Here is a 25,100-nt window from a genome sequence, read left to right as displayed (position 1 = left end):
AACTGAAGAAGCATTTTCCTCGATTCACGAACCGCCATTTTTTATAAATATAGACTTTGATTCTCTGCCTTTCCCACCGTTCTGAAGCATGCTTTGCTTCCAATGGACTTGCTATCCTTCCTCCGGTCTTTTTCTACTTACTACATACTACTTACTTTTTTTGCTCCCTCTCTCCCTCGACTGTTTTTCTTCCACTGGTGCATCTGTGTTTATCTTTTTTTTCATTCGTGTTCATCCGTGGTCAAATCCTTGCTTTACTTCCGCTGGAGCGACAATAACTCTTTTTTTTCTTCGTGTCCTCTTTTTACTCTGTGTTCATCTTTTTTTTATCTGTGTAGATGACTTCGTCAACCCTGTCCTGAGCTGGTCAAAGGATCGGAAGCAGCCACGAAGAGGTGATTTCCTCGGTTCCATGGTTAAATCCTTGCTTTACTTCCGCTGGAGGGTCAATAACTCTTTTTTTTCTCCGTGTCCTCTTTTTACTCTGTGTTCTCTGTGCCTCCGTGGTTATTATATTTTTAACTTTTTGCAGTAATGAGATCTCTCCATTACGATAGGCTCACTATGGTGATCCTATCTTCAGTCGAGATGACAAAGTAGTGTTAGGCAGTCTAGAAGAGATATACCATCTTTACTTTCTTATCTAATACTGGAGCACTAAAAAACTTATTTCTTCTATTCTCTCTGTGGTTTATTTTTCTCCTTGCTATTCCTTCCTCTGGTGCATCTGTGTTCATCTTTTTTTTATTCGTGTTCATCTGTGGTTAAATCCTTTTTCCATTTCCGCTGGAGAGTAGCGAATAATCTCAAAAAAGTTTGACACTAGCATTGACTGAAAAAGAATGACAGGCAGAGGTTATATAAAGAGATGTTTGATAAAGTACTCAAAAAGCTTTTCGGTGATAAGAATATCCGTGATTATAAAAAAATAGAACCATATTTGGAACGGATAAAAGAAAAATCTCTTCTCATGGAAAAGCAAACGGATGAAGAACTCCGGAGCAGGATATCCGAGATTAGAGCAGAGATAAAAGATTATCTAAATCCCTCTATCAATGAATTAGATGAAATGCAAAAAACTTTTCAGCAGGAACATGAAGAGGGGGAAAAAGAACGACTGGAGATTGAGATAGATCGTCAGAATAAAGAGATCAGGGAGTTACGCGAATCTATACTTAACCAGTATCTACCGGAAGTTTTTGCTATTGTTAAAGAGACTTGTTGTCGTCTGATCGGAACCGAATATGAAGTCCGCGGTCATCAAGAGACCTGGTTCATGGTGCCTTTTGATGTACAATTAGTTGGAGCTATAGCGCTTCATCAGGGCATGATAACAGAGATGGCTACCGGTGAAGGTAAAACCTTGGTTGCTACAATGCCTTTATTCCTCAACGCTTTGACCGGATTAGGAGTACATCTGATCACGGTGAATGATTATCTTGCTCAACGTGACTCGGAATGGATGCGCCCAATATTCGAATTTCATAATCTTTCCGTAGGTGTTATTACCACCGGTATGGATTTCATGGAGAGAAAAGCTGCCTACAGCTGTGATATAACTTATGGTACCAACAGCGAATTCGGTTTTGACTACCTGAGAGATAATATGGCTACAAATGCCGAGCAGTTAGTACAGGGTTATCTCTACTATGCTATCATAGACGAGGTTGATAGTGTTTTAATAGATGAAGCGAGAACCCCTCTTATAATTAGTGGACCAGTCGCGGAAAGCAAGAATTTCTATGCTGAACTGAAGCCGCAAATAGTTCGGCTTGCTACCGCTCAGACCGCTTTGGTTAATCGCTATATGTCCGAAGTCAGGCAGATGCTTGATACTGATAATCCCAACTGGGAAGAGGTAGGTCGCAAACTCTTACTCGTAAAACGAGCAGCTCCCAGAAATAAAGCATATCAGAAATTAATGAAAGATGGTGAGTTAAAGAAGCTGGTTAATGATATGGAGGGTATCTACCTTCGCGACAAGAAGATGCACATACTCGACGAAGATCTCTTTTATGTCATAGACGAGAAGAGTAATAGTGCAGATCTGTGCGACAAAGGGCGTGATGAACTCTCCAAAAATGATCCTCAGCTCTTTGTCATGGAACAGCTCGATGATCTGCTTGATGAACTTGACCAGCAGGAGAATTTGAGCTTAGAGCAAAAGATGCAGAAGAAAGAGGAGATCACTACTCAGTTCCTTGATAAGAATGAAAGACTGCATAACATTGCTCAACTGATCAAGAGCTATTCTCTCTTTGAAAAAGATGTCGATTATGTCGTGGTCAACAATCAGGTCGTGATAGTAGATGAATTTACCGGCAGAATGATGCCCGGCAGAAGATTCAGTGACGGCTTGCATCAGGCATTGGAAGCTAAGGAAGGGGTCAAGATCGAGGGAGCGACCCAAACTCTGGCAACGATCACTCTCCAGAATTACTTCCGTATGTACGATAAAATTGCCGGTATGACAGGAACGGCAGTCACCGAAGAGGCAGAGTTCATGGAGATCTACAAGCTGCCGGTCATGGTTATTCCGACAAATTTACCTGTTACCCGTATTGATTATGATGATATGATCTATCTGACCAAGAAGCATAAATATGATGCTATAATGAATGAGATCTCCTACTGGCACGATAAAGGTAAACCTGTTTTAGTTGGCACAGTATCTGTAGAAGTTTCGGAAACTTTGAGTAGATTATTGACCAGACGTGGTATCAAACACAATGTTCTTAATGCCAAGAACCACGAGCAAGAGGCAGAGATCATCATCGATGCCGGTGAACCGGGAGCAGTGACTATTGCAACAAATATGGCAGGTCGTGGCACCGATATCAAGCTTGGAAAAGGTGTAATAACTCAACTCAAAGAGGAATATCGCAAGATGAGCCCGACAGTTTCTGATCATTATCCTTACGGTATTCCTGAAGACGGTTTACATGTCATAGGCACTGAACGACACGAAAGCAGAAGAATAGACAGGCAGCTCAGAGGACGTAGCGGAAGACAGGGAGATCCCGGCTCTTCCAGGTTTTATCTCTCTTTGGAAGATGATTTGATGCGTCTTTTCGGGTCGGATAGAATAGCGCCCATGATGACCAAATTCGGGCTCAAGGAGGGAGATGCCATCACCCATCCTTGGATGACCAATGCAGTCGAAAAAGCCCAGAAACGGGTCGAAGGACATAACTTTGAGATCCGTAAACAGCTCCTTAAATATGATGAAGTGATGAATCAGCAGCGGGAGGTTATTTACAAATACCGTCGCTCCGTTCTCAAAGGATATGATCTGAAATATGAGATCATGGAGATGATCAGTGAAAGTATTGAGCGGATGGTTGATAGCTTTATCATGGAGGGTGAATATCAGGAGAATTGGGCTTTTGATAAGATCGTCCAATGGCTGAAACTAAATCTCGCTATAGTAGTTAAACAGGAAGATCTGATCAGTGATTATTTGACACTTGATATTCTCAAGGTAAATATTGAAGAGTTGGTCTTTAAAGCATATCAAAAAAGGGAAGAAGACATTGGTGAAGAACAGCTTCGTAAAGTAGAGCGATTATCGCTCTTGCAAGTAGTTGATACCCATTGGCGAGATCATCTTCACGAAATGGATCTCTTAAAAGAGGGGGTTAGTTTTAGGGCGTATGCTAACAAAGACCCGCTGATAGAATATAAGAAAGAGAGCTTTATCCTCTTTCAGAGTTTGATCGCCAATATCCAGGACAGTGTAACGAAACGGGTTTTCACCGTTCAGTTTATAACATCTCGCGAGCAGTTGGAAGATCTGCTGAGAGTTGCCCGTACTACCCATTCTGACATCTCGGCATTCCATTATCAGAGTGCTGATGTGGAACCACAGGGAGACAGTTATTCGTCAGCACCTCCATCCCGACCACAGAAGATTCAACCCCGGAGAGTGGAAGCCAAGGTAGGGAGGAATGATCCCTGTCCTTGCGGTAGCGGCAAAAAATACAAGAAATGCTGCGGAGCAATCGAAAATTGATATAATTAACCACAGAGGCACAGAGTACACGGAGACAAAAAAATGAGGAAAAAGAGAAAAAAAGAGTATAAGATGCCCCAGCGGAAAGATAGCATGGAACAAAGGAAAAGTATTAATGGTTCCCCAGAGGAAAGCTAGCATGAAGAAAAGAAAAAGGGCTTTAGTTGAAACAAAAACTATTGTTTCACAGAGTGAATTTGGAATTTACGGTATGACAAGATGGATAACATAGCATTAAAAGGTGAAGAATTATCTGGGAAAGTGATAGGAGCAGCGATCGAAGTTCATAAGAATTTAGGTCCCGGTTTATTAGAATCGATCTATGAAGAATGTTTGTGTTATGAATTGGATCAGATAGGATTGAAATATGAGAGACAAAGACCGTTGGATATTAAATATAAAGAACATAATCTGACTTGTGGGTATCGTATGGATATAGTAATAGAAGAGGAAATTTTAGTAGAATTGAAAAGTGTAGAAACTATATCATCTTTACACGAGGCACAATTATTAACTTACTTAAAGTTATCTAACATCAAGGTAGGCTTGATAATAAACTTCAATGCTCCTACTTTGAAAAAGGGTATTAAGAGAATGGTATTATGACATTAGTTAAAATTCAATCTGTATTTAACTTTTTGTCGGGCTCATTTATAAAGAAGAACCTTTTCTTATTACTATCGAATTCATATCTTCTTGCTATCTCACTGCTAGAGCGTCTCATATTATTCTCTGTGTTTTTGTGGTCTTTCTTTCTTCGCAGCTATGCTTCCAGTGGACTTGCTTTTTTCCCGCTGGTGCGTCACAATTTTCTTTTTTCTCAGTGTACTTCATTTCCATCGTATCTCAAAAGTTACTGCTTAGTTTCTTGCTATTCTTCCGCTGGAGCGTTAAAAGCTTTCTCTGTGTCCTTTTTTAACTCTGTGTACTCTCTGCCTTTGTGGTTATCATATCTTCGCAGCTATGCTCCCAGTGGACTTGCTTTTTTCCCGCTGGTGCGTCACAATTTTATCTCTCTTTTTTCTCCTCTTTGTCTCTGTGTACTCCGTGCCTCCGTGGTTAATAATTTATAACAATAAGGATATATAAATGAAACGTTTAAAAAGAAAAGAACAGGGTTTGCAGAAGATCCTCGAACGGCTGGGTTTGAAAGGATTAACAGCCGATATAGCTATTGTCAGCAAGACCTATAACCGTATCCTCACGCCCGAAGAGAGAAAACTCTTGGATACTGACTCTTTCGGTTATCTCTTGAGTCTGTATCAAATAGGAACTATAGATACTATCAAATTGGAGCAATATATTGATTATTGCCTGACAATTGCTTATTATGAAAAAGAAAAATTATCTCTCGAACGAACTAAGAAGATAGTTAGTATGCTCCTCTTTTGCGATAATATGTTTGTGATGAACAGAGAATTTGCAGATTTCTTCAAAGAATTTGAGCAAGAGATCATTGATGATGACAAAATGCATTAAAATAAAGTGATAGGACGAATAATGGGAAAAGGATTAGTAATAGTAGAATCACCAACTAAAGCAAAAACACTGAGCAAGTTTTTAGGAAAGGATTTCAGTATCAAAGCATCTATGGGACACATCCGTGACCTTCCCAAGAACAATCTCGGGATCAAGATAGACAAGGATTTCCAGCCCGTTTATGTAATTGACCGCTCTAAACAAAAAGTAATTAAAGATCTTAAGAACTCAGCTGCTTCCAGTGATGCGATTTATCTTGCCTCCGACCACGATAGGGAAGGGGAAGCTATCGCCTGGCATCTGGTCTATGTCTTGAAAGATGTTACCGGTGATAAACCAATATACCGGATAACTTTTAATGAAATTACCAAAAAAGCTGTTTTAGAAGCAATTGAGCACCCGGGAGATATTGATATCAATAAAGTAGATGCTCAGCAAGCCCGCAGATTGCTGGACAGATTGGTCGGTTATCAGATCAGCCCTCTGCTCTGGCGAGTGATCACCACCGGATTAAGTGCCGGTAGAGTTCAGTCGGTTGCCTTACGACTGATCTGTGAGAGAGAAGAGGAGATATCCGTCTTCCGAGAGAGAGAGTACTGGACGATCGAAGTTGATCTCTTTAAGGATGATCTTCCCCCCTTCCATTCGGTTCTCCAGAAATGGCAGGGTAAGAAAGTTGAACTTCCCGATAAACAAGCTACAGAGCCGATATTAAAAGCTCTTCAAAAAGCCGGCTATCAGATCGTAGAGAGAAAAACATCCTCCCGTAAGGTACATCCCTTACCACCCTTTATAACCAGCACTCTGCAGCAGGAAGCATCCCGCATCTTTAACTTCTCGTCCAAAAGAACGATGATCATAGCACAACAGCTCTATGAAGGTGTAGATATTAAAGGGGAATCAATTGCTTTGATCTCCTATATGCGTACCGACTCTTTAAGATTATCTCAGGAATCGATCAATAAAACAAGGGACCTGATTAAAGAACGTTTCGGCAAAGATAAATTAAATCCGGCTGTCAGAACCTACAAAAACAAGAGTTCAGCTCAGGATGCACACGAAGCTATCCGTCCCACTGATATCATGAATACTCCGGAATCTCTCAGAGATTATCTTAAACCAGAGCAGTTGAAGCTCTACACATTGATCTGGGAACGAACTACAGCAACCCAGATGGTCCCGGCAGAGATCGAGACAGTTTCCTTGTCTATCCAAGCAGGAGAAGGTATCTTCAAAACCTCTGGTAGTATCATTCAGAACCGCGGTTTTCTGGAAGTATATAAGCATATAAATCTCAATCTGGGAGAAGATATTCATCCTCGATACCTTGAGCAGGACATCCTGCAGAGCAAGGATTTAAAAGGTCTGCAGCATTTTACCAAACCACCCTCAAGATACACTGAAGCAGCTCTTATTAAAGAATTAGAATCTAAAGGGATTGGCAGACCATCAACCTATGCATCCATTACCAGTACGATCTTAGAAAGGAAATATGCTGATTTAAAGGAAAAAAGATTTCATCCGACAGAACTCGGTATGAATGTGAACAAGTTTCTGGTAGAAAAGTTTACTGAACTCTTTAACGTCGAATTTACCAAGATCTTGGAAGATGGTTTGGATAGCATTGCCGAAGGTGAGATGGATTGGCAGAAGCTCCTCGCTACTTATTATGACAAGATCACAGAATTGATCGGTAAGATCGATGTTCGTGAATCGAAAAAGTCAATGCAAGAAGAGACCGATATTCGTTGTGATAAATGCAATAGTCCCATGGTCATCAAGTGGGGTCCTAAAGGTCAGTTCCTTGCCTGTTCCGGATTTCCGAAATGCAAGAATACCAGCAATTTTCAACGAACAGAAGAGGGTAAAATAAAAATCGCCGAACAACAAGTAACAGATGAGAAATGTCCCGAAGATGGAGCCCCTTTAGTTGTTAAGCAGGGGAGATACGGTAAATTTCTCGGTTGCTCCAACTATCCGAAATGCAAGTTTACCAAGAAGATAACTCTCGGGATCAACTGTCCGCTCTGCAAGATAGGCGAAGTGGTAGAGCATAAGAGTAAGAAAGGGAGGATTTATTATAGCTGTTCTGATTATCCCAATTGTAAATATCGCTCGTATAATAAACCTCAAGCTACAAAATGTCCGGAGTGCGGTAATGATCATCTTGAAGAGATCTCGTCAAATAACAACGAAAGAAAGCTTAAGTGTCCGAAATGTAAACAGGAAATGAGTTAATTATGTTTTTGGTGGACTCTTTCAAGAGTAGTTTTATCAACATCTTTGCCCATAAACTCCGTTCTTTTCTTACCCTGATCGCCATTATTATCGGGATATTCTCGGTTGTGGTGATGTTTTCTTCGGTTTATGGGATTAAAAAGTTCATTACGCAGAATGTAGAACAAATGGGTTGGAATAATTCCATAATTATCTATCCTTCTGAAGGGCATCAGACGACAGTTAGCAGCAGATTAGGAGTTGGCAGAAGGTTCATGTATATGCGACGGCAGGTTAAACCACTCGATCTGAGTGATATGCAGGTCCTGAGAAGTAACGTGGAGTATAAGCATCTCTATGCTATGATCGACAGTTGGTCTCGAATAAATCTTGATAACAGGCAGGATTGGGTTAGATTGAGAGCGACTAATCTCGATTATTTTATTACTAAGACCTATCCAATCGCTAAAGGTAGGTTTTTCAATCATTTTGAGCAAAGATCTGCCTCTAAAGTAGCGGTTGTCGGTCATAATTTTGCCCAAAAGTACTTTCCTGATAGTGAGCCTATGGGAGAAATTATTACTCTCGGTGCCAACAGATACAAAATAATCGGAGTTCTGGCTGATGATGTACTTAATCTTGGTCCCGGGATGAATTTCAATGAATGGGAGAGACGACAGGATCTGGAAGCTGTCTATATCCCCCTTTCAACGGGAGCACTCTATCTGAGACAGGATAATGCCATTGATTATATCTATATCCAGAGCCATGATACCGAGTCCTATAATCATATGAAGAACCGTACCCGGCAAATCTTGCTGGCTAATCATAAAATGGGTCATAATTTTAGCTTTCAGGATGTAGGTGCCCAGATGGTAACGATAACTGAAGAACTGGATAACTTCATGGAAAAATGGAATATTACTCTAACAACGATCGCTTCCATCTCCTTAATTGTCGGTGGTTTAGGGCTTTTTAGTACGATGCTCATCTCGATCAGTGAGAGGATGCTGGAGATCGGTATTCGTAAAAGTGTTGGTGCTACATCCCGAGATATCTTTATCCACTTTATTCTCGAATCTCTCATATTAGCCCTTATCGCTGCTGTAATTGGTATCTCACTCGCTCTCTTAGGATTGACGGCAGTATCCATGGCTCTAAAATTCACTTTTCCCGCTGTCCCGGAAGGAATACTTCTCGGCATTGGATTTGCTCTGGTGATCGGTTTTCTTTCCGGTTTATACCCGGCACTGAAAGCTTCTGAGATCAATCCCATCGAAGCGATCTATTATAATGAATAATTAGGTTTTAGGTCATAGGGGAAAAGGGTTACGTGTGATGGGTTACGTGTGATGAGAAAAGCCATAGGAAGAAATAGCAAGAAAAATGAGAAAAGTGATCAGTTATCAGTAATCAGTGATCAGGAAAAAAAATCACGCAGATCGCGCAGATGAAAAAAAGTGATTAGGGATTAGAGATGTAGTGACTAGTTAAAAACCTACGGGAGGATAGCTTCGAAGAGATAAATAACCACGGAGGAAAAATAGGTGTTAGGTGTTAGGTTTGAGGGGCTAGGTGAAATGGGGAAAGAGTTATGAGTGATGAGTTGTGAGTAAAGGGAAGAACTTTAGAAGAGTAGCAAAAAGAAAGTTAATAGTTACCAGCTACTAGTTACTAGTTAAAAACCAGAAGTAAGGAATAGCAAGCTGGAATACTGGCTTTAGCCGTCTGGGAACGAGAAGAGTCACAGACTGAAGTCCATGTTACAATAAAAAACTCATTCTTGATTGCTATACCTCCCGCTGGAGCATCACTGTATATTTTTTTTTTATCTGTGTCCATCAGTGGTATAATTCGTGTGTTTCGTGGTTAATGCTTGCTTTACTTCCAATGGACTTGCTATAGCTTCCTCCGGTTTTTCACTAATCACTAATAGCTAATATCTAATCACTTTTTTTCTTCCCTTGCTAATCCTTCCTCCTTCGATACATTCTGCTGCTAACATTAGCATGAAGAATACAGCAGAACACTCAGGATGACATTGTTTTTTAATATCTTTTAACTTTTTCTTCCTGCTTTTCCTTCCGCTGGAGCATCACTGTATGTTTTTTTTATCTGTGTCCATCAGTGGTATAATTAGTGTGTTTCGTGGTTAATGCTTGCTTTACTTCCAATGGACTTGCTATAGCTTCCTCCGGTTTTTCACTAATCACTAATATCTAATATCTAATAACTTTTTTTCTTCCCTTGCTATTCCTTCCGCTGGAGCATCATATTTATCTTTTTTTTCTCTGTGTCCATCAGTGGTATAATTCGTGTGTATTCGTGGTTAATGCTTGCTTCTCTTCCGTAGGCTTTTAACTAATAACTTTTTTTCATCTGCGTGATCAGCGAGAACCTCTCTTTTAAGAGATTTGCCAGAAAAAGCTTGACATATATCAAAGACGTCATAAAAAGGGTTTGTTTCAAGAGGTATAAATTAAAGTAACATCTCTCCCAGGAACCGAGAGATAGGATAGATCTTTGTGAGGAGATTTAGTTTTGAGTGTACTGAATTTCAAAAGCAGGTTTATTTACTTCTGGTTGATTTGACTTAAAAAATGGGTTTTAAGGTAAAGTGATTTTTTTTATTGTTAGGTGATTATGCGAGAAGATCGTCATAGTTATGAGAACCTTGTTTTTCCAATTACATGTTGTAATGTCGTAAGGAAACTACCGCTTACAGCGGTATTAGACTATTCTATAACTTCCAAAGATGAGGTATATTAGCGAAAAATTATCAATGATATATCAATTAAATAGTTTCACTTTCTTATCAAATTTGATAAATTAAGGAGAGAATTATGAAAAGAAACTTATTTCTTATCTTATTCCTGACTTTACTGTTAGGAATGTTTACAACTCTTTCAGCCCAGTATAACCTAATTTACGATCAGCCTTATTCTACTACTGGTACCGCCGCCACAAGTGCTTATGATTCAGCAGAAGCTGTAGATTATGAGGTTGCTGATAACTTCTGGGGAGTAGTTGATCCAATTAATCAGTTTATCTTCTACGGATTGACTCTAACATATGTTGATGGAACAGGTTGGGTTCAATTAACACCCGATCCTATTGAACCATTTAACATCAAGTTTTATGAGTATGCAGAAGAGCCATCAGGTGGTCTTATAGCTGAAATGGATGGAACCTATACTGTTACATTATACGACTCTTATGGAGACGGATGGGCTGGTGATTGGCCGGTCAGCGGTGATCATTTCCACACACTTTCTGTTTTCGTAAATGGTGTTGTCGTACTTAATGAAATCTATTTAGATGATGGTACAGTATCAGATCCTCCATATTATTTTACAGCAAACATAGGGGATGTAATCCATACAACCTTTACTATTGACGGATTGTATTCTGATGAGTGTTCTTATACAATAAAAGACCCCAACGGGATAGTTATTGCAGATATGGGACCCATGGGAATAGAGCCACCTGGAGAATTTGTTGTCTTAGAACCAGAATGGACAAATCCTTTAGAAAGCTTCTCTAATCTCAATGCAACTGTCGAAAGTATTGGTGCTTGGGGTAGTTATAATTTGTATAAATTCACTGTTGTATTCCCCTCTGCTGTTGTATTAGATGAAGCTTGGATATCAGCTCAGATCAATGCCGATCTGGGATCTGGATGCTGGTTCTTATGGGTAAATTCCTTAGCCGGTGATCTTTTTGCCTGGCAAAGAGTACCTGCCAGAGCTAATGTTGATAACCATACTCTTGGTTTAGCATCAACGTTTGGAGAGTTAGGTTCTTTAATGGCAAGAGATGCTGTTAGATCTACCCAAAGAAGTGCCAATCGTAGCATTCTAACTTATGATATGGGTATGCAACTCTGGGGTGGAGCATTGACAGATCCACCACCGGCAGCAACCAATCCTTCTCCCTCTGATGGTGCTACTTATGTTCCTTTAGATGGTAATCTTTCTTGGACAGGAAGCGCTTTAGCTACTGGATATAGATTGTACTTCGGTACAGTCGCCGCTGCTCCTGCATGGGATATTGTTAATAATATGGACCTTGGTAATCAGACCAGTTACGCTTATACCGGTCTTGATTATGATACTCCTTATCGCTGGCAAGTTGTATCTTATAACGTTATTGGTGACACCGTTGGTCCTGTTTGGACATTTACAACTACTCCGGAAGTTCTTATTGATACTTTCCCCTGGACTGAAGGATTTGAAGACGAATTTTTCCCACCTGCCGGCTGGCTAAATGTTGATTATAATGGTGATGGTCAGAGTTGGTTCCGTTACATAGCTGATGGTGCTCCCCATACAGGAGTTGCCTGTGCTGCTTCGGCATCTTGGACAGGTACAACCGGTCCACTCAATCCGGATAACTGGCTGATTACACCAGCAATTCAATTACCGGCTCTTGTAGAAGGCGAATACATGGTTGAGTGGTATGCCGGTGCTCAGGATCCTGCTTATCCAGAAGACCATTACGGAGTATTTATATCCACCGTCGGCAATAATATTGCTGATTTCCCCGTAGATCCTGTCTTTTCCGAAACTATGGTTGATGGTAATTGGTATTATAGGAGCTACAACCTGGCAGCTTATGCCGGTCAAACCATCTGGATCGCCTTTCGTCATTATAATAGTTACGACTGGTTCTATCTGAAGATTGATGATGTAACGGTTAGAGCAGTACCTTTAGAATATTATGATCTGACTATGTTAGAACCTAATCCATTAGGATCAGGTACTGTAAACCCGGCACCCGGTGTTTATACAGAGATCGAAGGTAATACGGTAATAAATCTAAATGCTTATCCGCATGCCGGCTATACATTCGATACCTGGACTACTAACGTTGCTGAACCTACAAATCCCAGAACTACAATTACTATGAATAACGATTATACGGTTCAGGCAACATTTGCCGACTATAACCTTGACCTGTTATGGAACCAATACGAAATCGGCGGTAATGCCTATACATCAGCTTTAGATAGTGAAGTAGATTATGAAGTCGCCGATAATTATTCAAATCAAGGTATCGTAGAGATTGATAAAGTTGTTATTCATGCTCTTACTATGACAAATATAGAAGGAGCATGGGTACCTTGGACACCGAATGAAACCGAACCGTTTATCGTTCGTTTTTATGATGAAGATATTGCTACAGAACCTGATTGGCTCAACCCTGTTCATGTATTCAACGTCAATGCTAAGTCCTACTATTATGGTTTGGTTTGGGGTGCTTGGCCCGGCTACAAATTTGAGATAGACTTACCAGCTCCGGTTACTCTCCAAGAGGGCTGGGTATCAGCTCAAATAGATGGTATCAGTGGTGCCGGTGGCTGGATCTTACTCCTCTCTGCAGTAGAGGGTATGGGCGATGATTTTGCCTATCAAAAGGGTTCACGAAGCTCAGTTCCTCACGACCTGATGTTGGAGATGTGGGGTGAAGGGCTCAATGACGGTTTCGTCGAAGGTTTTGTTACACTTCATCCGGCAGGTGATGTAGAAAATGTTGCTGTTCAGATCGGCTGGAAAACAGTCTATCCTGACGATACAGGATACTACTTCCTTAACTTCCCTCCGGGAACCTATGATATGACAGCTTCAGTATTTGGTTATGCTCCACAAACACTCTCCGGTATTGTTATCCAAGAAAGTATGACAACTTACGGAGTTGACTTCGATCTGTATTCTATAGAGATAGCTGTTAATCCGACTGAGTTTGATAAGTATGTACTCTATGGATCTGATCCTGTAACCGAAAACTTAGCAATTATCAATGCCGGTGCCGGAGATCTTGAGTTTTCAATGCATGTTACTCCTGAATTAGGCAGAGTGATGAGATATCTCGACAGGTATAATTTAGAGAACTACAGGTTCAATATACCATTTGACATAGATTATCATCCGCATGATCTTTCCCGTATTTCAAGTTCTACCTCTGTTACATCTCATAGATATGATGTTGATGGTGTTTTCCCGGAAGTAACTCGCCGAAGCATTGATGCATCCAGACCGACGATGTCTTGGACAAGAGATCTTGGCTGGAACTGGCTCTTCCCGGGACTATGGGGCGATCTGGCACAAACTGCTATTGGATTGGGTGGAGCCGGATACTGGTTAGGTGGCGCAATACTCGATCTCAGTGGAGATATCGGTTTGAAGATAACCAAGGTCGGTTATTTTGATTGGGATGCATCGGCAAGCATCACTGCTGAAGTATATACAGGGAATTATACCGTTCCGACTGCTCTTGTCGGTCAGTCAGCTCCTTTCGTATCCCCCGGTCTCGATGCTTATGTAGAACTGGAATTATTGGAACCGGTAACTATTAGTGGTGACGGTATTTATTGGATCATCCTGAGAGTCAATGACCTTGGTGCAGGATTCTACCCGTTTGGTGCCATAGCTCCGCATGTTGACAATGCTGGTAAGATCATTATCGGTGATGATGCCTTCGGAACTTGGGCTACTCTGGCAGGTTACGGACTTAATTACAGCTGGGTGATCGGAGCTTTTGTTGAAGAAGCACTCGATCCCTGGTTACATGTAACACCTACGAGCGGCACAGTTCCGCAAGGACAAAGCTTTAACGTAGAAGTTGAATTTGATCCTACCGGATATGATATGGGTGTCTATAACAGAAATATCGTTATTTCCAGTAACGCTCAACAGTTACCGGTAATCGTTCCCGTAACGATGAATGTTGTAGATGTACTGCCCGATCTGGAAGCTCCGATAGTTGAGATCACGATCAATACAGCAGGTAATGCGGTCCTGGAATGGGAACCAGTTGCCGGTGCTGTTTCTTATAAGATCTATGCATCTGCCGATCCTTATGCAGCATACCCCGGCTTGAATTGGATGCAAATTGGTCATATCACAGGAGTAATATTTGAAGATCTGGATACTGATGTTCATGGCATGAGATTCTATAAAGTCTTTGCTACTGATCAACCTGTAAGAGATGCTCTTCCTACGTCCATAATGACTCCACAGGAAGAGACCGGTTCAAGCAGATAATTAACCGTTAACAATCATTTATAAACCAAAGCCCTCTCCATTACGGAGGGGGCTTTTTTCATTAAAAGAGGTTTCACGCAGATCACGGAGATGAAAAAAAAAGTGATTAGTGATTGGAGATGTAGTTAAAAAATGTTGTAGGGGCGACCGGTGGTCGCCCTTTTTGTAAAAAGAATAGAACACGGATTTGACGGAAATAAATGATCAACCGGATTCAAAAAACATATAACACAGGCATCTTGCCTGTATCTTCTTGCTTTTCCTTCCGCTGGTGCATCAATATTTTTCAAGTTTTTATTAGTGTAATTCTTTTTCATTCGTGTGCCTTCGTGGTTAAATACTTGCTTTTCCTTCCGCTGGTGCATCAATATTTTTCAAGTTTTTATTAGTGTAATTCTTTTTCATTCGTGTGTCTTCGTGGTTAAATCCTTGCTTTTCCTTCCGCTGGTGCATCAATATCTTAACTCCTTTTTCTCTTTTTCAGTGTAATTCTTTTTCATTCGTGTGTCTTCGTGGTTAAATCCTTGCTTTTCCTTCCGCTGGTGCGTCAATATCTTAACTCCTTTTTCTCTTTTTCAGTGTAATTCTTTTTCATTCGTGTGTCTTCGTGGTTAAATCCTTGCTTTTCCTTCCGCTGGTGCATCAATATCTTAACTCCTTTTTCTCTTTTCCTCTGTGTCCTTTTTTTCCCCTCTGTGCACTCTGTGTCTCCGTGGTTATCATTTTTTTAAGAAAAAGCTTGACATATTTCTCTCTTGTTGTAAACAAGACATAGAGATAGATGTAGTATTTGTTTGTGACTGTTTCTAAGATTAGTAGAAGTCAATAGTTAGCTTGCTTAGAGATTACTGAAAGTTGGAATTAGAATCAGGGTTTTTGCTTAATGCAAGAAATAACTTTGAGGTAATTTAATGAAAAAGTTTGTTTATTTTCAAAATGCTAATAGCGGTTTAAAAATTTCTCCTGTTGAAGAGTCTCTGCAATTCGCATCATTATCCTCAATATCAGCTTCTTCTAAGAGTGTTATTATCTTCACCAACAAACTTTTTCCCAAATTCGTTCCGACAAGCTTGGGGACTGAATAAAGATGCAGTCTGAAAAAAAGAGCAAAAAGTTAAGAAAGAGCTTGACACAATATAAAGCTATGGTAAACAAGGTATATGAATATATATAGTATTTTAGGTAAATGACGCTATATGAAAAAGATAATAGATATGTCATTTAAGGAGCTTAGAGATTAATGAGAGTTTTAATTTCGCAAGCAAACTATTTACTACGGAGATTAAGCATAACAAGTCGAGGTTTTTTATTGGTGGAGAATTATAGCTTATTGTTTTTTATTATGAAGGTTTAATATGAGAGTAAGTAAATTTCGCAAGCAAGGTTATGTCAAACAAAGCAATCAACTTCATTTCACAAGAAAAGAGCCGTTTCCAACGGCATTAGGTTTTTCATTTACACTAACTTCGAAGAACTATCGGAATATATTAGGGTCCGACAGTTCGAAGTTAACCAAATTAATTAGTAATCAAATTTTTAATTAAGGAGAGAACTTATGAAAAAAAGTTTATTTCTAATCATGTACCTAATCTTAATGTTAGGGATGTTCACTACTATTTGGGCTCAATATTCAACTACTGGTCCAAGTTCAACAGCTGATTCGAACGTCACAAATGTAACCCTGGTAGGAGAAACACAAACAATTAACTATACTCCTACAGCTGGTGTTATAGGTTTAGAGTTGTTAACAGGTCTAGTAGCCGATCTGAATGCAGGTTCATCGTACACAGTCAGTGTAACCTGGGGTACATTCGGCGGTAATTATGGTAATGCCGGCTCAATCTGGATCGATTATGACCAAAGTGAGTCATTTGAAACTGCCGAGTTGATTGGTAGTTGGTCCGGCACACCGACCGTAACAGAATCATACAACTTCACCGTACCTCCATCAGCTTTGGGTGGAGTTACCAGAATGCGTGTAATGCAGCAAGAGGGTGGTGTACTGCCACTGAATCCCGATGCAGGATTCACCTGGGGTTCAAAGATGGACTTCGGCATTGATATCACACCGGCTGTTGGTTTTCCCGGCGTAGCTACTAATCCCAATCCGGAACATTTGGCAACTCTGGTTCCTTTGGATACCGGAATTAGCTGGACTAACGGAGTGGATACTGATGACGTTCAGGTTCTGTTTGATACAGTCAATCCTCCGGTTGCAGTAGCTTATGATGGTGTGGCAATCGAAAGTTTGACCAATCTTCAGATCGGTGGTCCGCTTGATGAGTTAACTAACTATTATTGGCGAGTAATATCAACCAATACAACTAGTGGTTCTGTTCATAGCCCTGTATGGAGTTTCACGACAGTACCACCGTCAGGTTTGGTTGTTATCGGTGACGGAACGATAAATAGCGGGACGTCAGGTGTACCGACACCTTACGGTACATTTTATAAGAATTTCCGTCAGCAGTATCTGATCTTAGCGAGTGAGTTAGTAGCAGCAGGAATGCCGGCGGCACCACATTTCTTTAACTCTTTGATCTTCGATGTGGTTAATGTTAACACCTGTTCAGCGATGCCTAACTATCGCATCAGGATGAAAATGACCGAACAGACTTCCTTGACGACCACTTTTGAGGTTGGCGAATACACCCATGTTTGGTATCATCCTAACTTCCTGCCTGTAAATGGCTTAAACAATCATACTTTCACGACCCCGTTCGAATGGGACGGAGTTTCCAATATTCTGGTAGATATACTCACAGATCTTATACCGGGTAGTTATACACAAAACGCCTCGGTCTTAAATGCAGCTTATGGATTCAACTCATCACTTCGCTATCAGAATGACACCTTACCAGCAGATGCAGCTTTAACCGGTACAACATCTGTTAACAGAACCAACATGCAATTTATGGTTCAGTTAATGGAGCCCGATTTTCTTAATGATATGGCTGCAGTTGCTATTTCCGGACCCGATGTAGTCAATGTTGGTTCTCCTTATACTTACACAGTAACAGTTCGTAATGTTGGTGAGAACACCCAGAACAATTACACAGTTTACCTAATGGACGAATTTGATGCTGTCATAGATTCTGTGGTTGTAACAGTAAGCTTAGAGACCTGGGAATCAGTAGATGTAGATCTGGATTGGTCTCCGATGGTTGAGGGTAACACCTATGTTTACGGAAAAGTTGCCTTAGTCGGTGATGAAAATCCGAATAATGACGAGACCGCGCCACTTAATATTACTGTTGTCGGAGCTCCTGTCAGCGGTACTTTCTTAGTCGATTGGGCCGGATCGGGAGATTTCGTTTCTATTGCCGATGCACTTGATTATATCTCGCTAACCGGTATTAACGGTCCTGTTATCTTCAATGTAGCTCCCGGGACATACAATGAACAGGTAGTAATTCCTGATATCTTGGGTGCTTCTGAAGTCAATACCATTACTATAAACGGTATGACATCACGTCAGGATGCGATAATCACCTATTCTCCGACTGACACCAACTTCAGATATACTGTATATCTGAACGGAGCAAAACACGTTCGATTGAATAATCTAACGATCGAATCAGCTGCGGGTGCAACTTATGGTTGGCCCATTCTGATAATGAATCAGTCAGAAGATATTGAGATTACCAATAACATTGTTAATACTAATATGCTGTTAACTTCTACCTCAACATTCTGGGCAGGTATAGTTGCTTCCGGTTCTGCTACCGGTGCTACAACAGCCGGTAACCCCGTTAATGGTCTGCTTCTAGAAGGTAATACTATTCTCGGCGGTTATTACGGGATCTCAGTTGTCGGCGCAACAGCTACCAAATTGACCGATATTCAGATCATCGGTAATGAAGTTATAGACGCTTATTACTATAGCGTTTATACTAATAACTTAGCCAATCCGGCAATAACTCACAACTTTATTGATGGACGTTCAACCGGAACAACGACCAACTTTGCTCGCGCTATCTATGCCTATAATTTCTCAGAGGCATTCAATATCAGCTATAATAGAGTAATTAATACTTTGTACCGAGGGATAGATATGTCCGGTTGTACTCCGGCAGACCCAGAAGCTTGGTCAATGATCGCTAATAATTCATTTGCCGGTTTCAACTATGCCAGTGTCTCATCAAACGGTATTTATATAACATCTTCCGGTCGTATCAAGATCTATTTCAATAGTATCAACGTAATTGGTAATACCGGACGAGCTATCAATACGACAGCAACGGCTGTACAGTTAGATGTTCAAAACAACTCCTTTGCCTATACAGGTATCGGAAACGGCTATGCCGCCTATTATCTGACAACTCCGGTGAATTTCGCAGCTAATGATTATAACAACTACTATGTAGCTGACGGTACTACTTTCGTATATTACGATGGTGCTGCTCAAGCCGATTTAGCTGCTTATCAGGCAGCCGGCTTAGCTTATGGTCATGCTCAGAACTCACTGCAAGGTGATCCGTTGTATACATCACCAACGAATCTGTTACCATTCGGACCACAGCTTTATCAGGCAGGTGTCGCTATTGCTGGTATCGATGATGATATCTTAGGTAATCCTCGTCCTGATCCACCCTCTATCGGTGCTTATGAGTTCGAATTAGCAGAAGATCCGGTATTCAGTATTTCTCCCGAATCACACAATTTCGGTATTGTTTATTTAGGTGCTACCAGTATTCCTCAGACATTTACCATATCAAACACAGGTGGCGGGATTATACAGATAGCACCGGAAAATATCTGGCTAAGCGACGATGTTAACTTCATTCTGACTAACCTTGAAGAAGCCGTAGATCTAGAAATGGGTCAATCGGCAATGATCCAGGTTGCTTTTGCTCCTTCTGATGATATAGTCTATAATGCAACCTTATTTATTGAGGACGGTTTGACCAGAGTAGTTAATGAAGTTCCACTTACTGGTGAAGGTTATGACGCAACTCTCTATCCTCCATTTATTGAGGATTTTGAAGCTGCGGAATTCCCACCAACAGATTGGACTCGTTTAACCGGTTTACTGGAAGAAAACTCAATAGTAACTCCTTATACCGCTGGTTGGTTGCAGTCTACTTGGTTTGCTCATATACCGGACAATCCCAGTGGTAAAGGTGCCAGAATAAACATCTGGAGTACAACTGTAAGACATTGGCTGGTTACACCACCAATCGATCTGGGAGTTGATAACGATTATCAGCTGGTCTTTGATCTGGCTCTAACCGCTTATTTCAACCCCAATCCGCCAAACCTAACAGGTATTGATGACAGATTTGCAGTTGTAATTTCCACCGACGGTGTAACCTGGTCATCAGCTAATGCTCTGGCTATCTGGGACAACCAGGGCTCACCCTATGTTTACAACGATATATCCTTAACAGGTGAACAAATAGTCCTTGATCTATCGGCTTATGACGGAACAGTCTGGATCGGCTTCTATGGCGAATCTACTGTATCCAACGCTGATAATGATCTGCATATAGATAATGTTCAAGTTAGAGTACCACCGGAAGATCCATTCTTGGTCATTGCCCCAACATCTGCTCATTTAACCGGTACTGTCGGCGCAGTTTCACTGCCGGCTATGTTTACTCTCTTTAATACCGGTGCCGGGATCTTAACCATTAATGATGGTGACATAATCTTCACCGGAATTGATGCTGCTGACTTCTATCTTGATGCTGTAACATATCCTATTCAAGTTCCGGTAGGTGGTAGTGCTCAATTTGGCGTGCTCTTTGCTCCTACTACAGAAGGTGCCAAAGAAGCAACGATGGTGATCACTCACAATGGATCCAATTCACCTACTGACGTGCCACTGACAGGATTCGCTTATCCGCAAGGTTTAGTGATCTTCGGTACAGGAACCGCTGTAAATACAACAACCGGAGCAGCCCCGATCAACATCTATTATCGCAGTTTACGCGGTCAGATGGTTTATTCTGCTGCTGAATTACAAGCAGCCGGGATCACACCAGGTTCATGGTTAAGTCATTTCGGTTTCTATCCAACTGCAGCACCCCTATATAACCTTCCCAACTTCCGTATCAGAATGATGAACACAACAGCAACTGATGCCTCAGCACATATAGATATATCATCAGAATATAACGTATATTTCAATGCACTTTATGCACCCGTAGTTGGTGATTGGGATATTTTAGCACTCGACACACCATTCGTCTGGGACGGCGTCAGCAATATTTTAGTTGATACTGCCTTTGATATGGTTGAGGCATGGAACTCTTCCGGTCAGCAAAGGGTCTATAATGTAACTAACGGTTTCCGTTTTGCTCGTTCAGACGGAGCAAATCAGGGTGAAGTAGCAACAACAACTATATCTACAGATAAACCGCAGGCAATTATGCAGTTTATCCCCGGACCGGAACCAGGTACTATCGAAGGTACCGTTACTCTCGTTGGTGGGACCGGTGTTGTTACTGATGTTGAAGTTACAGCCGGTGGAATTACAGTTAATCCGTTAATTGACGGAACCTATGTACTGGAAATATACCCCGGAACTTATAATGTAACTGCTTCCCTCTACGGATATCAGACAGAAACGATTCTCGATGTAGAAGTATTGGAAGAAATGGCTACTACAGATATCGACTTTACTCTTGGTAACATTGATATCATGGTTAGCCCGACCTTCTTCGATGAAGAGATCGAATACGATGATGCACCGGCAATTCAGCCCTTGACTATTACTAGTAGTGGTGCCGGGGATCTCGATTATCAGATCTCGATCCAATATATCTGGCCCGAAAGAAGTGCCCAGGTATTCCAATCAATCGAGAAGACAGATGAACAATTGGCTAATTATAATCCGCAAAATGCTGAAAGAGCTCCTATAGCTGCCCGAGTTCCCGATTACAATACATTCAACAGAGAGATGTTCGATCTGCTCTACTACTTCCCTGTAGGCGATGGAGCCGGTTATTCAGTAGCAACTGACGGTAACTATATCTATTCAGCTATGTGGAATAGCGCAAACTTCTATAAATATGAACTTGACGGAACTTATATTGGTTCCTTCACTATCGCTGGTTTTGCCGGTAACCTGAGAGATATGACCTATGACGGTCAGTATTTCTACGGTTCACCAAACAGCAACACTATCTATATACTCGATCTGGCAAATGAGACCCTCATCGGTTCCTTTACTACTACTGTATCTAACATTCGTGGTATTGCTTACGATGCCGATAATGACGGTTTCTGGGTAACTACCGGATGGAATTCTCCGCTGGTATTAGTTGACCGAACAGGTGTTACAATGCAGTCAGTAACAACAACTGCCGGCAGCTATTCCGGTATTGCCTGGGATGGCGTTACTGACGGTGGTCCCTATATTTGGGGTTATTGTCAAGCACCAACAAGCCATTACTTAGTTCAGATTGACCTAACAAACGGTTCAACGGTACAGTCGTTAGATCTGATGCCGTTAGCTATCTGGGGAATAGACTCTATTTCCGGTGGTTTCAATCTTACTAATCAGTTAGTACCCGGTATGTGGACATTTATCGGCATGTCACAGAACGATATTATGTGGGTCATGGAATATACAGCAGACTTCCCACTCTGGTTATCGGTTGAACCGATGTCCGGAACAGTACCTGCCGGAATGAACTCAATACTCGATGTTACATTCGATCCTTTAGAGCTTGAGTTCGGTTCATACAGTGCTCAGATAACAGTTTCTCATAATGCTCCGGTTCCCGATGTAGTAGTACCTGTAGATATGCTCTGGTATAGTGCCGGTCCTTATATAACCTACAGTCCGGATTCATATTACGTCGAAATAGTTCAGGGCATGTCGGAGACGGAAGACCTGTTCATTAATAACCTTGGTGCTGCTAACCTCAGTTATACCATAACTTCCTTAGCTGACTGGTTAAGTTTTGAACCTTCAGCAGGTCTGGTCTTACCGTTTGACAGCAATACCATCGAAGTAACTTTCGATGCTGCAGAGCTGGCACCCGGAACATATAATACCAATATCGAGATCGTTCATAATGCTCAGGGTGATACCATAATCATTCCGGTCGAGCTTTATGTCGGTGTTCCTGAATTGGCACTTGATCCGTTAGCTTGGGATTACGGCAGTATAGAACTGATGAACCCGGCTAACAAGACCTTTGTCCTTAGCAATGCGGGTGGTGTCGGAACAGTTACGGTTACCGGTTTCAATATAGCCGGTGATTTCGCAGATTTCGCTTACACAGCACCCGACTTCCCATTCGATATAGTCGATCATGCCACACAGGAAGTAGTAGTTACCTTCACACCTCAGGTCTTAGGTGCCAGAGCAGCTAACCTTGAGATCTATACCGGTGACTTCACACCTTCCATTGTAGTACCTCTACAGGGTGTCGGTGTTGAAGAGTTGATCGGACTGCCGGTTGGCTTGACCGCTAACGTATTTAACTTCAATAATGTAGAACTTAACTGGAACATATCTTATGGAGCAGTTGAGGGCTGGTTTGGCTGGACAAATAGAACATTAGATTTTAATGCTATAGGACTGACAAATGGTGGCACTTTTGCTGGAGCAATCAAATTTGCTTCTTCAGATTTAGCTGCTTACATTGATGAAGGTTTCGAACTGACCAACGTCAGATTTGAACCGAACTATTTAGGTGATGCCACTACTTATACTATTTATGTTTGGACAGGTGACGATGCTAATTTAGGACCTACAACAATACTTGCTCAACAAGCAGTAGCAGCTCCGACGGCTTTGAATCAATGGTATGAAATCGAACTAAATAATCCGGTCCCAATAACTGGTACACAACCTATTTGGGTTGGACTGGAGATAACACATCCACTTGGAGAATATCCATTAGGAGTTGATGATGGTCCGAATGTTCTGGGTAAAGGAATGCTGTTAAAAATTGGAACAGAGCCGTGGGAAGATGGAGCAGTATATTTCAATTACAATTGGAATATAGAAGCTTACGTTGAACTGGGTAGCGGCAGAGGTGAAAGAGAACTTCTTTCTATCTCTGTTCCGGAAACTTCGCATCAAATTGATCGTAGTCCCGGAATGGTACATCCTGCTACTCTGATGTCACTTCAGAATGATGAACCTATTGTTAATACAGTTCGTACCGACAGAGCTCTTCGTGGTTACAATGTCTATCGTAACGGTAGCCAGATCAATGTAGATCCGGTTATGCCACCATATCTGGACATGAACCTGCCGAATGGAATATACAGCTACTATGTGGTAGCGGTTTACTACAGTCAGGTTTCCATGCCGTCCAACACCGTTGAAATAGAAATTGCCATGCCCGGTCCGATGGAGCTTCCATTTACTGAAACCTGGGATTCCGGTGACCTTACTACCAACAACTGGTTTGCTGAAAGTACTCATTGGTCTGTGTTTGCGACATTTGGTAATCCACAACCTTCAGCCAGGTTCTATTATTCACCTTCGGTATATGATTATGATATCAGCTTGATTAGCTGGAATCTTGATGCCGTAGGTATTGATAATGTTACTGCCCAGTTTGACATCTATTTCAGTAGTTACAGCACTGCAACAATTGAGCAGATGTCTTTTGAGGTATTTGATGGAACAACATGGCAGCATGTAATGACCATGAATAATCAAGGTGGAAGCATACCATGGACTACCGTCGATTTTGATATCAGCGAACATGCCGGAAATCGAGAATTCAAGATCAGGTTCCGTGCTGAAGGTGGATATTCATGGAATATTAATAACTGGAATATTGATAATATCATCATTCAAGCCGGTATCATGGAGCTTGATGCTCCGATTGTAAGTATAGAGATAGTTTCCGGGAATGTCATCCTTGATTGGGATGATGTTGAAGGTGCTAACTCTTACTATATCTATGCATCTGAAGATCCTTATGCTGAAGATTGGGGTGACCCAATCGCTCAGGTCGGTCTTCCGGGATATAGCGAAATTGCTGATGGTATGAAGTTCTACAAAGTTGTTGCTTCCAGTGATGCACCCCCCGTCAGAGGAATTACTCCTACAATATCTCCACGAGATGTAAGAAGATAAAGTTCTATTAACCATATAACCAATATAAGCCCTCTTCTCTAAGAAGGGGGCTTTTTTTATAAGAGACACCTTAACTCAATTAGACAATCATGATCTGATTAAATGAGTTATCAAGCATCACCCCAAAAATTCATTTACATAATGTCGGAATGGCTTTACCAGTAATGTTTATGACGATTTATAGATGTGAAATTCTTAAGAAGACATCCCATTTAGAAAACTAGTTTCCTTTTTGAGTAGCAGTAGTACATTCTCTCCCAGAGAAACTTTCTCCTCTCTTTGTCATGCTGAGCGA

Annotated in this window: 8 protein-coding genes; all 8 read left to right on the top strand. The window is 41.2% G+C overall.

Going from position 1 to position 25,100, the window contains the following annotated elements:
- Positions 1 to 868: 868 nt before the first annotated feature.
- The 8 genes from secA (at position 869) to K0B81_01250 (ending at position 24,805) form a co-directional block, all read left to right on the top strand.
- A complete protein-coding gene (secA, locus tag K0B81_01285) occupies positions 869 to 4,012 on the top strand; it encodes a preprotein translocase subunit SecA (GenBank protein MBW6515233.1) in 3,144 nt (1,047 codons plus the stop codon).
- Between the two features lie 219 nt (positions 4,013 to 4,231).
- Positions 4,232 to 4,618, top strand: coding sequence for a GxxExxY protein (locus K0B81_01280; GenBank protein MBW6515232.1), 387 nt, complete (start codon positions 4,232 to 4,234; stop codon positions 4,616 to 4,618).
- 483 nt (positions 4,619 to 5,101) lie between these two features.
- Entirely contained in the window at positions 5,102 to 5,491 is a 390-nt protein-coding gene (locus tag K0B81_01275) for a DUF494 family protein (GenBank protein MBW6515231.1), read from the top strand.
- Positions 5,492 to 5,512: 21 nt separating this feature from the next.
- On the top strand, positions 5,513 to 7,729 hold the full coding sequence (topA, locus tag K0B81_01270) for a type I DNA topoisomerase (protein MBW6515230.1): 2,217 nt from the start codon (positions 5,513 to 5,515) through the stop codon (positions 7,727 to 7,729).
- 2 nt (positions 7,730 to 7,731) lie between these two features.
- A complete protein-coding gene (locus K0B81_01265; protein MBW6515229.1) occupies positions 7,732 to 9,009 on the top strand; it encodes an ABC transporter permease in 1,278 nt (425 codons plus the stop codon).
- Positions 9,010 to 10,551: 1,542 nt separating this feature from the next.
- Positions 10,552 to 14,751: a choice-of-anchor J domain-containing protein gene (locus tag K0B81_01260; protein MBW6515228.1), complete on the top strand. Its 4,200-nt coding sequence runs from the start codon at positions 10,552 to 10,554 to the stop codon at positions 14,749 to 14,751.
- Positions 14,752 to 15,662: 911 nt separating this feature from the next.
- Positions 15,663 to 15,836, top strand: a complete 174-nt coding sequence (locus tag K0B81_01255) for a hypothetical protein (protein ID MBW6515227.1) — start codon at positions 15,663 to 15,665, stop codon at positions 15,834 to 15,836.
- Between the two features lie 470 nt (positions 15,837 to 16,306).
- On the top strand, positions 16,307 to 24,805 hold the full coding sequence (locus tag K0B81_01250; GenBank protein MBW6515226.1) for a choice-of-anchor D domain-containing protein: 8,499 nt from the start codon (positions 16,307 to 16,309) through the stop codon (positions 24,803 to 24,805).
- Positions 24,806 to 25,100 lie beyond the last annotated feature (295 nt).

Source organism: Candidatus Cloacimonadota bacterium (genome assembly GCA_019429305.1).
GTDB lineage: Bacteria > Cloacimonadota > Cloacimonadia > Cloacimonadales > JAJBBL01 > JAHYIR01.
Note: the sequence above shows the minus strand (reverse complement) of the source record. Positions and strands in the feature narration are given on the sequence as shown.

Bases quoted from the DNA above. Each gene is read 5' to 3' on its own strand.
- secA (MBW6515233.1), top strand. From the start codon at position 869: ATGTTTGATAAAGTACTCAAAAAGCTTTTCGGTGATAAGAATATCCGT.
- K0B81_01280 (MBW6515232.1), top strand. From the start codon at position 4,232: ATGGATAACATAGCATTAAAAGGTGAAGAATTATCTGGGAAAGTGATA.
- K0B81_01275 (MBW6515231.1), top strand. From the start codon at position 5,102: ATGAAACGTTTAAAAAGAAAAGAACAGGGTTTGCAGAAGATCCTCGAA.
- topA (MBW6515230.1), top strand. From the start codon at position 5,513: ATGGGAAAAGGATTAGTAATAGTAGAATCACCAACTAAAGCAAAAACA.
- K0B81_01265 (MBW6515229.1), top strand. From the start codon at position 7,732: ATGTTTTTGGTGGACTCTTTCAAGAGTAGTTTTATCAACATCTTTGCC.
- K0B81_01260 (MBW6515228.1), top strand. From the start codon at position 10,552: ATGAAAAGAAACTTATTTCTTATCTTATTCCTGACTTTACTGTTAGGA.
- K0B81_01255 (MBW6515227.1), top strand. From the start codon at position 15,663: ATGAAAAAGTTTGTTTATTTTCAAAATGCTAATAGCGGTTTAAAAATT.
- K0B81_01250 (MBW6515226.1), top strand. From the start codon at position 16,307: ATGAAAAAAAGTTTATTTCTAATCATGTACCTAATCTTAATGTTAGGG.